The following is a 10,875-nucleotide window of genomic DNA, read 5'->3' as shown; positions in this document are numbered from 1 at the left end:
AGTGGAGAGGTGAGTGGCAGCATGGGCTCCCACACGTGCTTTAAGCACTTCGGGCGTTCAGCTTGCCGCCCACCGCTCTCACCTTCAGTCTAATCGCAGCGCAAGACACAAGCGGGCTTGCTCGCGAAAGCGGAGTGTCAGTCAGCATCTCGGTGGCCGTCATGCCACTATCGCGAGCAAGCTCGCTCCCACAGGGGGGGCGGGGTTTAGATCCCCTGCGGAATCTCTTCCCCACCCAACGCTTCAACCAGCGCCGGCAGGAACTCGCCGAACGTCAACATCATCAGCGTGAAGCTGGCGTCCAGTTGGCCGAGGGCTTCGTCGCCACCGTCCTGCTCTGCCTGGTCCTGCAGCAGGTCTTCGAACTTCAGGCGCTTGACCACCATCTTGTCGTCGAGCATGAAGGACAGCTTGTCCTGCCAGGCCAGGGACAGTTGCGTGACGACCTTGCCGGTGTTCAGGTGCAGCTGGATTTCGTCGCTGGTCAGGTCCTGACGCTTGCAGCGCACGATGCCGCCGTCTTCGTGGGTGTCGCGCAGTTCGCATTCATCGAGCACGAAGAAATCGTCCGCGGCTTTCTGGGTCTTGACCCAGTCGGTCATGGTAGCGGTCGGGGCCATTTTTACCGTCAGTGGACGTACCGGCAGCGAGCCGATGACTTCGCGCAGGGTAGACAGCAGGTCTTCAGCGCGTTTCGGGCTGGCCGAGTTCACCAGGATCAGGCCCTGTTTCGGCGCGATGGCGGCAAAAGTGGACGAACGACGGATGAACGCACGCGGCAGGAACGCCTGGATGATTTCATCCTTGAGCTGGTCCCGTTCCTTTTTATAGACCTTGCGCATTTGCTCGGCTTCGATCTCTTCGACCTTTTCCTTCAGGGCATCGCGTACGACGCTACCCGGCAAGATGCGTTCTTCCTTGCGTGCGGCGATCAGCAGGAAGTCCTGGCTGACGTGCACCAGCGGTGCGTCTTCGCCTTTGCCAAACGGTGCGACGAAACCGTAAGTGGTCAACTCCTGGCTTGCACATGGACGCGCCAGTTTGCTGGCCAGTGCAGTTTCCAACGCCTCGGCATCAAAAGGCAGATCTTGGGTCAGGCGATAGATAAGCAGGTTTTTGAACCACATGGGGTGAGTCTCTCCTTTATACAAAGGGGGGCATTATTCTCTTCGCAGCGCCATAGGCCAACCCTTCGCTAAGCCTTTGGAAGGCCTGAAAAAATTAATTTAAAAAGTGCTTGCCAGCTTAAAGAGTGCTCCGTAGAATGCGCGCCACACCGAAAGCGAAGGGTGATTAGCTCAGCTGGGAGAGCGTCTGCCTTACAAGCAGAATGTCGGCGGTTCGATCCCGTCATCACCCACCATTCGTTCAACGTGTTACGCGCAGCGGTAGTTCAGTCGGTTAGAATACCGGCCTGTCACGCCGGGGGTCGCGGGTTCGAGTCCCGTCCGCTGCGCCATATTCGGTTACCTGGAACACTGAACGCCAGGTCACCACGGAAAGCCCGCTAACGCGGGCTTTTTGCTGTTTGCAGTTCCTGTGGTGTGCGTTGCTCATGTTTTTTTTGCTGAATTTGCTAATTAAATCAGCACGTTATAAAAAACTGTGAGAGAATGCGCCCCGCATCGAAAGTGAAGGGTGATTAGCTCAGCTGGGAGAGCGTCTGCCTTACAAGCAGAATGTCGGCGGTTCGATCCCGTCATCACCCACCAAACTTTCAGTGTTACGCGCAGCGGTAGTTCAGTCGGTTAGAATACCGGCCTGTCACGCCGGGGGTCGCGGGTTCGAGTCCCGTCCGCTGCGCCATATTTGGTTATCTGGAATGCTGAACGCCAGGTGGCTACTAGAAACGACGCTTTTCCTTTACGAGGGAAAAGCGTCGTTTTTTTTTGGCTCTCTTTTTTGTGTGTATATCCGTCGCTGCGGTTACGGCTACTTATGGTTCCGCCCTTACGGCGGGTCACTTTTGAAGAGCCCGGGAGCCGGCCCAGTCAGAGCGGAACCGTCAGCAGCCGTTACCGAAATAACGGATATACACACCAACCCATCGTCTACAGCTCAGCATTCCGCCGATGACGATAATCGCTGACCGCCTCATACACCGCCTTACGCAAGCGATTGATCCCACCAATAGGCCGATGCGCCTCAATGCCGAACCAAGGATTGAACGACTGATTATCACAAGCCAGATTTAACTTGGGCGTATCAAAATCCTGAGCCGGAACCTTGATCCGCGCCACGGTCTCGAACGGCGCATCACTTTCCTGCCACTCAATACTGGTGTCTTCAATGGGCATGTACTTGCTCGGATCCTGACGCTGGATCTGCAAGACAAAACACGCCGGCACCCGGTCCGTGGATAACTGCTGATTCAATGCGCTACGCAAGAAGTTCGGCAGGTCCTGATTCTGGGGAGGCAGGGTATAGCTCGGGCAACTGTCCGGGTCCGGTGCGACGCGAAACTTGGCGTTGGCTTCGCCGAATTTGTAAGGCGATACCGAGAAATACGTGGTCTGGGTCGGGCTGGCCGGGGGCGGTGAGAGGGTCGCCAGGGCGATGAATAAATGCCGGATCTGCCAGCTGCGCGGATCGAGGCTTGGAAGGAAAGCCATCGCCTTCTTCCCGTCAGCCTGGGCGGCCACATTCTGACGATATTCAGCGACATCGCTGACGAAGAAGTTCGGATGGTTGAACATCACGAAATCCTGCTCACCCTGTGATTGCCGGTCAGCGAGCAGTTGCTTGCCCGGTGCGTTCATCAGCTTGATCGCCATCCCGCGGGCATCGCGCAGGCTGTCGAACTGCGGATAGGCGTTGCCGTTGGACAGGCGAATCGTCGCCTGCCAGACCTTCCCCGGCTCGGCGAATACACCTTGGCGCAACGGTGCCGGCAGGTCGCTCGGCACCTGGACTTCGGCCATGACACAGCCGTGGGCCTTGGCATGGGCATCGCGCAGGTAACGCGTACTTTCGCGGTGCTGATCGACGATGCGAATAGCGGTCTGGATGATGTCCTGGGTCATGGCCGCTTCGCCGGGCGCCACCTGTTCCTTGTCCGGGACCGGTCCCTTGTGTTGCCAGGCAAACCAGGCTGTGGACAGTGCCCAGCCGAGCAACCCGATGCCCAGCAGCCACAGGAGCGTCTTGCCCAAAAAGGCACCGAGGCGCAGCCAGAGCGTGATCAACATTGAAACTTCCTTTTACCTGTGGGGTTCATCATTACAGTTGCGACTCCAGTGGCCCGCCCAGCACCTTTAAATACTCCAGCAAGGCCCAGCGTTCCTGCGGTTGCAGCAAGCGGCCAATGACGCCATTACCTCGCTCGCCCGCGCGGAATTCATGGCCGCTGTTGTGGTTGCCGGTAATGCGGGTATCGAAGAGAAAACCGTTGGTAAAGGCTTCGGTGCGATAGCCCAGGTGGCGCGGGTCGTATTCGAAGTTGCCTTTATAGAACGTGGTCGCGCGCTCGTCCTGGGGGGACAGCAATTGATAGATCGTCGGCACCGAGCCGTTGTGCAGGAACGGTGGCGTGGCCCAGACGCCCGCCAGCGGCCGGGCTTTGTAGGCGCGCAGTTCACGTACGCCGATGGGCAGGCCAAAACCGTCCAGGGCAGGGCGCTCGGCGGGGGTGACACCGGCGTCGCGGTAAGCGCGGTTTTCGACGAACGCCGTGACGTAGGCCAGGCCTTTGGCGACCGAGAGTTGGCTCAGGTCCAGCGGTTCCGTCGGGGTCGGGTGCAGTTGCACTTCCAGCTTCGCCAACTCGGCCGGATCCCACTGCAGGCTGGTCAGGTCGTAGCGGTGATCGGCGATGTTGTTGGCGGTGCCCGGGTCGGTGCCGATCATTTGCACGGGCAGCATGTGCAATTGCTGGACCGGCCTGTCGGGCCCTTGGACCACCTTGGGTACATGGCAGCCGGCGCAGTTTTCAGTGAACAGGGCCCGGCCCTTGGCCGCCAGCGGTTTGTCGATTGAACCGAGCAGCGCTTCCGGCCACGCAGGCGGCTTGAGCAGTTGCAGGGTCTCTTCGATCTTGTTCAAGTCGCGTACACGCACGCTGGAGGGGTAGCGCGCATCGCCCTGCAGCGGTTTGCCTTGGGCGTCGAAGAAATTCAGCGTGGCGCCGACCCCCAGCGCCTCACCGACGTTGCGGGCCATCGGTTGCTGGGCCGATCCGTTCCACTGCACCCAGTCGAACGTCCATATATCCCACAACTGCGGGTAGTCCACGGGGGCGTTGGCCACCCGGTAGTTTTGCGGCGAAATGGCGTCGCCGAAGCTGGCATTGGCGATGCGACCGAAGGCGTCGGTACGGCCGGGCCCTTCTTCGGTGGGGTAGAGGCCGCGATGGGTGTCGTTCCAGGCCACCCGCAGGAACGTGTCCAGGGAGATTTTGAAGGCCTTGCGCAATTCCTCGTGGCGGACGTCGTAGTCCTTGCCCAGCACTTGGCGGGCGAAGCGCTCGAACTTCCAAGGGTTGTAGTAGGTAGACGCCAGACTGGCGACTAATGCTTGTCCGAAACTGCCGCCGCGTAATGTAGGAACACTGGAAGGCAGCACGTGTTGAGCCGAGCCGCCGTCGATCCGTATCGCCTGACCCTTGAAGCGCAGTTCACCGGTATGACAGGCTGCGCAGGTGATATCCAGGAACTGTTCGGTGCTGCCCGGGTTCTGGTGCCGGGCGAAGCCCACCGGCAAGTTGCCGGGATTGGCCGACGAGGCTTTCTGCGCCGGATCGACCAGGAACCCAAAGCGTGCCAGGTACTCAGGCGAAGCGAAGCGTTGTTGCGAAAACGGTAATTCGAGGGCAGTGAACCAGTCGTAGCGCAGGCCTTTGACCTGGGTGCCCTGGGGCGTGAAGTAATACGTCTGGCGCTCGGCGGCAGTCCATTGGTCGAGGTAATTCACCTGTTCGACGGGCGTGTAGAACGGCAGGCGAGGATTGGCGACGTAATAAACCACCACGGCCACGACAATAATCAGCAGCGCGAGGAGCAGCAAGAAGATGCGAGAGAGAAGGCGCACGGTAACGTCCTTGTTTTTTTGATAAGCCCTTATGCCTCAGTGCTGCGCGGCGGGCAAGTGGCCATTACCCCTGGCCTGTAGGGGAGCGGCAATTTGTCCCTGTACGTAACAGATGACAGATGCTTCATTCGTACAGGCTTAAAAAGCGTTTGCGGACCTGAACTTATCATTACTTTGTGGCTCACATGCCGGTAGCCATTGGTCGTGGCCGCCTGATAAGCTCGCGGCTTTATTCGATTGCCCTTTAGGCGCATGAACAAGGAAATAGCATGAAACAGCATCGGTTGGCAGCGGCGGTGGCCCTGGTAGGCCTGGTACTCGCGGGTTGCGACTCGCAGACCAGCGTAGAGCTGAAGACCCCGGCGCAGAAAGCTTCCTACGGTATTGGCCTGAACATGGGCAAGAGCCTGGCTCAGGAAGGCATGGATGACCTGGACTCCAAAGCGGTCGCCCAGGGCATCGAAGATGCCGTCGGCAAGAAAGAACAGAAGCTGAAAGACGAAGAACTGGTCGAAGCCTTTGCCGCGCTGCAAAAGCGTGCAGAAGAGCGCATGGCCAAGATGAGCGAAGAGTCGGCAGCCGCCGGCAAGAAGTTCCTCGAAGAAAACGGCAAGAAAGCCGGCGTCACCACCACTGCTTCCGGCCTGCAGTACGAAGTGGTCAAGAAAGCCGACGGTCCACAGCCTAAGCCGACCGACGTAGTGACCGTTCACTACACCGGCAAGCTGACCAACGGCACCGTGTTCGACAGCTCCGTTGAACGTGGCAGCCCGATCGACCTGCCGGTCAGCGGCGTGATCCCGGGTTGGGTCGAAGGCCTGCAACTGATGCACGTCGGCGAGAAGTACAAGCTGTACATCCCGAGCGACCTGGCCTATGGCGCCCAGAGCCCGAGCCCGGCCATCCCGGCCAACTCGGTCCTGGTGTTCGACCTGGAACTGCTGGCGATCAAGGATCCGGCAAAAGAAGACGCAGCCAAGTAATCGCGTCTGCTATAACGACAACGCCTCGCTTATGCGGGGCGTTGTCGCATCTGGGCCGCGGCAAAATGGCAAAAAAACCGAACGCGCGATGCAGGGTATAGTCATAGGCAATACAGGCGCTGTGCTAGACGCAGTCAGCCGGTCAAGTCAATGAAATATTGGGTTTTTTTATGTGAGTAAAAAACGCCCGATCTAAGCCGGGCCCTTATGAAACGGGGGCTTCAGCGGTGAAATGCAGCTCTGTTCACAAGGTTATCCACAATTTGTGTGGATAACATTTCAGTGGGAGAAAAAATGAAGGCCCCGTGGAATTTTGCGCGATTTCTGCCCTTGGCAGGCCGCCTGCTGGCCCGCGGTCGATTGCCGACGTTGCTGTTCGCCGTCGCCAGCAAAGGTGCCCGGGAGGGCGGACGGCTGGGCAAGCTCAAGGAGGACCTGCGGTTGTTACAGGCCTTGTGCCTGGCCTACTGGCGGGGCGAATACCGCGCTGTCAGCGCCAAGTCGATGCTGTCGGTGGTGGCAGGGCTCATGTATTTCCTCAGCCCCCTGGATGCGATTCCAGATATCTTGCCAATGTTTGGCATGATCGACGATATCGCCGTGCTGGCCTGGGTCATGAAAACCCTCGACGTTGAACTCGAGGCTTTCCGTGCCTGGCGTTATCGGCAATCGCCCGAGAAGCTTGCCCGGGTCGAAAGGCTTCCCGATACCCCGGAACAACTTCAACTCCAAGGCCAGAAAAAGCCCTGACCCCCTGAGAATTCATCACCCCGCGACCTTAGCCAGCATTTAGGATTACACTTCCAAGAAAAAAGGCTGACTCGCTAAGTGTTGTTGTCCTACGGGGTAGACATGGATATTCAAATAATCACACGTGACGGAGAGCCCGAATACGCGGTTTTGCCGTGGGATCAGTACCAGTCGTTGTTGAAGGCAGCAGGCATCGATCAAGCTCCGCCGCGCGAAGCGACAGTCCGTCACGCGGCGGCACCGGGCCAGGTTCTCCCTGGACTGGATCAATTACGCAGTTTACGCGAAGGGAAGGGCATCGCCATCGAGGCGCTGGCCCGCACGGTAGGTATCAGCCCGTCTTATCTGGCCTTGATCGAGAGCGGCGAGCGTCAGCCCGATGCCGCGATTCGGCGTAGTCTGGCCTGGGAGTTGACGGTTCCGGGTTGGAGGGAAGAATCGTGAGCGTACGCATCAGTCGGCAGCATTGGGATGGGTTGTTGGGTGAGTTGGACCAGGCGCGCCGCCAGCGCCATTTATTGACTTACCGCGCCTTGTTGGAGCGTCTGCAACTGCCCAGCCCGGCCATGCAGACCTTGACTGCGGCCCTTGAGCACCTGGCGGCGCTGGACGCCCGGGCGGAGCAGCCGCTGCGCAGTTCATTGGTGATCAGCCAGGGCGCCAGTCGGTTGCCGCGCACGGGTTTCTTTGAGTGCGTAGAACGCCTGGGCCGCTTTTCCGGGCCATCCGATGGCGTGGCCGCTGCTTCCTGGCACGCTTCAGAAGTGGTTCGGGTATTTGAATACGAGTACCCCGAGTCGGCGGAGGCCTGAGTGCTCTGGCGACTCAAGGCGCGGGCCGGTTACTGGCTGGCGCGTCGGTTGTTTCATTGGTCCTGGTTCGTCCGCCAGCCGCGTGGCTGGGCCTGGCTCGAGGGGCAGTTCTCCCGCATGGCGAACTTGGGCGACGTCGGTGCGCAGAGCTTCTATGGGCACATCCTCACGTTTCGCGGCCAAGGGCTGGGTGCCCGTGAAGAAGGAATTCGCCTGCTGCGGCTGGCGGCATTGGCCGGTGATGGCAAGGCCGCCTACCAAGTTGGCGTGATCAGCCTGGCCGGCACAGCCAGCAAGGCGCCGGACCCGGTTGAAGCGGCGCGTTGGTGGACCTTGGCGGCGAAAGCCGGGCATCCGCTGGCCGAAATCAAGCTCAAATCACTTGAAGCTCGCGATATCTAGGGTTATCCACAGGCGATTCGTTGTGCAGGTCAGACGAATTTAGCGAATCGCCCTACGTACTCTGTCTCCTTCCCCTGACTTAATTCCCCTGTCATCCCCGGCAAAGTCTCGCGCTCCCTGAGTACTGCGAGACGTCTGCCCATGTTCGACCGTTTTTTCCTGCCGGCCCCTGAGCGAGCCCTGTCCTGATGGATCAGGTGAGCCGAATCGAGCAGGAACTCGACAGCTTCAAAGGCACCCTTTCGGCCTACCGCGAGCAGCTCGAGCGCTGGTACAGCCGAGCAGCGGACCGGGCCAGTCATGTCGCTGACCTGCCGTCGCTGATGGGCATGGAGCGGCTGATCCGCTTTGGCGACAGCACCACCGCTGTCAGCATCGGTGACGATGACTTCCTCTCCACGGTCGTCCAGTGCCCCAAGGGCGGGCCGATGACGATCGAGAGCAAGTTCGAGTCGGTGTACGACATCCCGCTGGGCGACATCGCGGTGGATGTGGTGGACGTGGCCAGCGGCGAGGTCACGCCGGTCACCCTGGATGCCCAGGGCCTGGGGACCTTCCTGGGTGAGGCAGGCAAGTCCTATCGGGTTCATGTCCAGGGCGAGGTGTCCGCCAAGCAAATCGCGAATCTGTTTTCTTCCTACGATGGCCTGACCACCGATCTGACGGACTGGTTGCGCGGTGAGTGGCAGGGTTTCAAGCCGCGATGGGCACAACAATCGCTGTCGACTTCGGCGGCGGCGGTGGGGAACGGGCTGCTCGCCGGTAGTTGGGCGGCGATTGAAAGTGTTTGGGACAGCATCAGCTTGCTCTCGGACATTCTTAAGGACCCTGGTCAGTTTGTTGATCGGTTGGGCGAAAGCGCCAAGCAACTGGAGGACCTGGCGGAAAAAACACCGCTGGTGATGGCCAAGCTGCAACTGCTGGCCAGCGACGAAGCGGCGCTGTGCCTGTTGGTGCGCACCGCCAGTCTCTGGTTGGAGATGTTGCCGCCCAGTGAGGTTGCCGGGGAAACGGCCGAAGCCCTGTCGAGGGTGACAGTGCAGTTGTTGATCGACCTGTTGATTGGTGTCGTCCTGACCTTCACCGGTGCGGGTGCCGGTATCGCTTATCTGTCGATGCGCCTGGGGAATGTGGGCGTGCGCCTGCTGGGTGCCATGCAGCGTTTCATCGGGGCGATCTTCGCGGTGGTCAATGGCTTCATGACCTACGTGGACCGCTACAAATCCGTGGCGGCGCGCGGTATCGCGGCCGGGGTGAAAAAGGGCCGGATGCAACTGCGCTGGGATGCGCAGCGCAACACCACGCTGAAAAAACACGAACATCACGACGACGCCCCGGCCCAGTCGAAAAACCCCAACGGCGACAGCGCCGACACTGCGGCCCAGACCCAGACCAGCGGCTGCCCGGTGTCGATGGTCACCGGCGAAGAACTGCTGACCCTCGACGACGGCACCCTCGATGGTCGCTTGCCGTTCGTCTTCACCCGTTTGTACCGCACCAGCGCCGCCGACCTGGACGTCGGCCTCGGGCGCGGTTGGAGCCATGCCCTGGCCCATCGCTTGGAACTCGAGGGCGAGCAGGTCACCTGGGTCGACCAGGAAAACCGCCGCACGACCTTTCCGCTGCCCAGCGCCCAGCGTCCGGCGATCCACAACAGCCTGGCCCGCGCAGCGATCTACCTGGGCTCCGAGCCGGACGAACTGATCGTCGCCCAACCCGGCGAAAACGCTCCATTCCTGCACTTTCGCGACGGCCACCTGAGCGCCCTCAGCGACCGCTACGACAACCGCCTGACCATCCTGCGCAACATCCATGGCGACATCAGCCGCCTGGACAACGGCGCCGGGCGCGCCTTGCGCCTGCGTTACGAACAGCGCCACCTGATTGCCGTCGACTACCAGAGCTTCCATCCCGCCATCACCCTCGACGAAGCCTGGCGGACCGAGCAGACGCTGGTGTCCTACCGCTACGACGGACGTTTCCGACTGATCGAAGCGACCAATGCTGCCGGTGAAAGCGAGCGCTACGACTACGACGACCGGCACGTCATCCTCCAGCGACAACTGGCCGGCGGGGCAAGTTTCTACTGGGAGTGGCAAGGCGTCGGGCCGGCGTCCCGCTGCGTACGGCATTGGGCTTCGTTTGCGCAGATGGACAGCCGCTACACCTGGGGCGAAGACGGCAGCGTCACGGTCCAGCACCTGGATGGCAGCCAGGAGGTGTATGTCCACGACGAGCGGGCGCGGCTGGTGCGCAAGGTCGAGCCCGACGGTGGCGAGCACCTCAAGGCCTACGACGGACAGGGCCGGCTGATTGCCGAGCAGGACCCGTTGGGGGCGGTCAGCGAATACCGCTACGACGAGGTCGGACGGCTGGTGGCGCTGCTTCCCCCGGACGAGGCGCCGACGTCTTACGAATACCGCAACGGTTTCCTGCACACCCGTTCGTGCGGCAAGGCCGTGTGGACCTACCGGCGCAATGCCCGCGGCGACGTGATCGTCCTCATCGACCCGGATGGCCGGCGCACGGAATATGCCTACGACGCTCACGGACAACTGCTGGCGACGTATGCCCCGGACGGTGGCGAACATCGCTTCACCTGGAGTCGCCTGGGCCAACTGACCGAAGAGATCCTGCCCGACGGCGGTCGCCGCTGTTTTTCCTACGACGCCCTGGGGCGTTTGCTCAGCCGCCAGGACGAACACGGCGCGCTCACGCACTACCAATGGGACGCCGTCGGCCGACTGCTGCAGGTGACCTTGCCCAACGGTGCCATCCGGACCTGGCGCTACAACGCCTACGGCAAGGTCACCGCCGAGTGCGATGAACAAGGGCGGGTCACCCGCTACGAATACGCCGACGACCTGCACCTGGTCAGCCGCCGCCTGAACCCCGACGGCAGC

The 10,875-nt window shown here is 60.8% G+C and carries 9 protein-coding genes and 4 tRNA genes; 10 read left to right on the top strand and 3 right to left on the bottom strand.

Annotated elements, in window-relative coordinates; all coding sequences use genetic code 11:
* Nucleotides 1-206: 206 nt before the first annotated feature.
* Entirely contained in the window at nucleotides 207-1,127 is a 921-nt protein-coding gene (gene rdgC, locus KGA89_RS28450) for a recombination-associated protein RdgC (RefSeq protein ID WP_003204583.1), read from the bottom strand.
* Nucleotides 1,128-1,287: 160 nt separating this feature from the next.
* On the opposite strand from rdgC, the gene KGA89_RS28445 reads away from it, so the two are divergent.
* From KGA89_RS28445 to KGA89_RS28430, 4 genes are all read left to right on the top strand, one after another.
* Nucleotides 1,288-1,363: transfer RNA gene (locus tag KGA89_RS28445), tRNA-Val, on the top strand.
* Nucleotides 1,364-1,382: 19 nt separating this feature from the next.
* A tRNA-Asp gene (locus KGA89_RS28440) sits at nucleotides 1,383-1,459 on the top strand.
* Between the two features lie 177 nt (nucleotides 1,460-1,636).
* A tRNA-Val gene (locus KGA89_RS28435) sits at nucleotides 1,637-1,712 on the top strand.
* Nucleotides 1,713-1,729: 17 nt separating this feature from the next.
* Nucleotides 1,730-1,806: transfer RNA gene (locus tag KGA89_RS28430), tRNA-Asp, on the top strand.
* Nucleotides 1,807-2,051: 245 nt separating this feature from the next.
* Here KGA89_RS28430 and KGA89_RS28425 read toward each other — a convergent pair.
* Together KGA89_RS28425 and KGA89_RS28420 are read right to left on the bottom strand one after the other, a co-directional pair.
* Complete coding sequence (locus tag KGA89_RS28425) at nucleotides 2,052-3,188, bottom strand: catalase family protein (RefSeq protein ID WP_223473098.1); 1,137 nt, start codon at nucleotides 3,186-3,188, stop codon at nucleotides 2,052-2,054.
* Nucleotides 3,189-3,219: 31 nt separating this feature from the next.
* Complete coding sequence (locus tag KGA89_RS28420) at nucleotides 3,220-5,025, bottom strand: di-heme-cytochrome C peroxidase (protein WP_223473097.1); 1,806 nt, start codon at nucleotides 5,023-5,025, stop codon at nucleotides 3,220-3,222.
* A gap of 269 nt (nucleotides 5,026-5,294) precedes the next feature.
* On the opposite strand from KGA89_RS28420, the gene KGA89_RS28415 reads away from it, so the two are divergent.
* From KGA89_RS28415 to KGA89_RS28390, 6 genes are all read left to right on the top strand, one after another.
* The gene (locus KGA89_RS28415; RefSeq protein ID WP_003204577.1) at nucleotides 5,295-6,008 is read left to right on the top strand and encodes an FKBP-type peptidyl-prolyl cis-trans isomerase; all 714 of its coding nucleotides are present in this window, start codon (nucleotides 5,295-5,297) and stop codon (nucleotides 6,006-6,008) included.
* A 294-nt stretch (nucleotides 6,009-6,302) separates the two neighbouring features.
* Nucleotides 6,303-6,758 carry a YkvA family protein gene (locus tag KGA89_RS28410; RefSeq protein ID WP_003204575.1) on the top strand — a complete coding sequence of 152 codons (456 nt, stop codon included), beginning with the start codon at nucleotides 6,303-6,305 and terminating at the stop codon, nucleotides 6,756-6,758.
* A 102-nt stretch (nucleotides 6,759-6,860) separates the two neighbouring features.
* Nucleotides 6,861-7,202 (top strand): helix-turn-helix domain-containing protein, encoded by a 342-nt coding sequence (locus KGA89_RS28405; RefSeq protein WP_003204574.1) that lies wholly within the window; start codon nucleotides 6,861-6,863, stop codon nucleotides 7,200-7,202.
* Nucleotides 7,199-7,570 carry a hypothetical protein gene (locus tag KGA89_RS28400; protein WP_003179080.1) on the top strand — a complete coding sequence of 124 codons (372 nt, stop codon included), beginning with the start codon at nucleotides 7,199-7,201 and terminating at the stop codon, nucleotides 7,568-7,570. The genes KGA89_RS28405 and KGA89_RS28400 overlap by 4 nt, the downstream gene beginning before the upstream one ends.
* Complete coding sequence (locus KGA89_RS28395) at nucleotides 7,571-7,972, top strand: sel1 repeat family protein (protein ID WP_003204573.1); 402 nt, start codon at nucleotides 7,571-7,573, stop codon at nucleotides 7,970-7,972. It abuts the gene before it with no gap.
* A gap of 188 nt (nucleotides 7,973-8,160) precedes the next feature.
* Nucleotides 8,161-10,875 (top strand): DUF6531 domain-containing protein (locus KGA89_RS28390; RefSeq protein ID WP_223473096.1); only part of this gene is annotated, 2,715 nt, incomplete at its 3' end.

This window comes from Pseudomonas sp. A-RE-22, from assembly GCF_019956035.1.
GTDB lineage: Bacteria > Pseudomonadota > Gammaproteobacteria > Pseudomonadales > Pseudomonadaceae > Aquipseudomonas > Aquipseudomonas brassicacearum.
This window is presented reverse-complemented; position numbering and strand designations above follow the sequence as displayed.

What these genes read in the sequence shown, in the direction of transcription:
- KGA89_RS28405 (WP_003204574.1), top strand. Translation starts at nt 6,861, where the DNA reads ATGGATATTCAAATAATCACACGTGACGGAGAGCCCGAATACGCGGTT.
- KGA89_RS28410 (WP_003204575.1), top strand. Translation starts at nt 6,303, where the DNA reads ATGAAGGCCCCGTGGAATTTTGCGCGATTTCTGCCCTTGGCAGGCCGC.
- KGA89_RS28415 (WP_003204577.1), top strand. Translation starts at nt 5,295, where the DNA reads ATGAAACAGCATCGGTTGGCAGCGGCGGTGGCCCTGGTAGGCCTGGTA.
- KGA89_RS28425 (WP_223473098.1), bottom strand. Translation starts at nt 3,188, where the DNA reads ATGTTGATCACGCTCTGGCTGCGCCTCGGTGCCTTTTTGGGCAAGACG.
- rdgC (WP_003204583.1), bottom strand. Translation starts at nt 1,127, where the DNA reads ATGTGGTTCAAAAACCTGCTTATCTATCGCCTGACCCAAGATCTGCCT.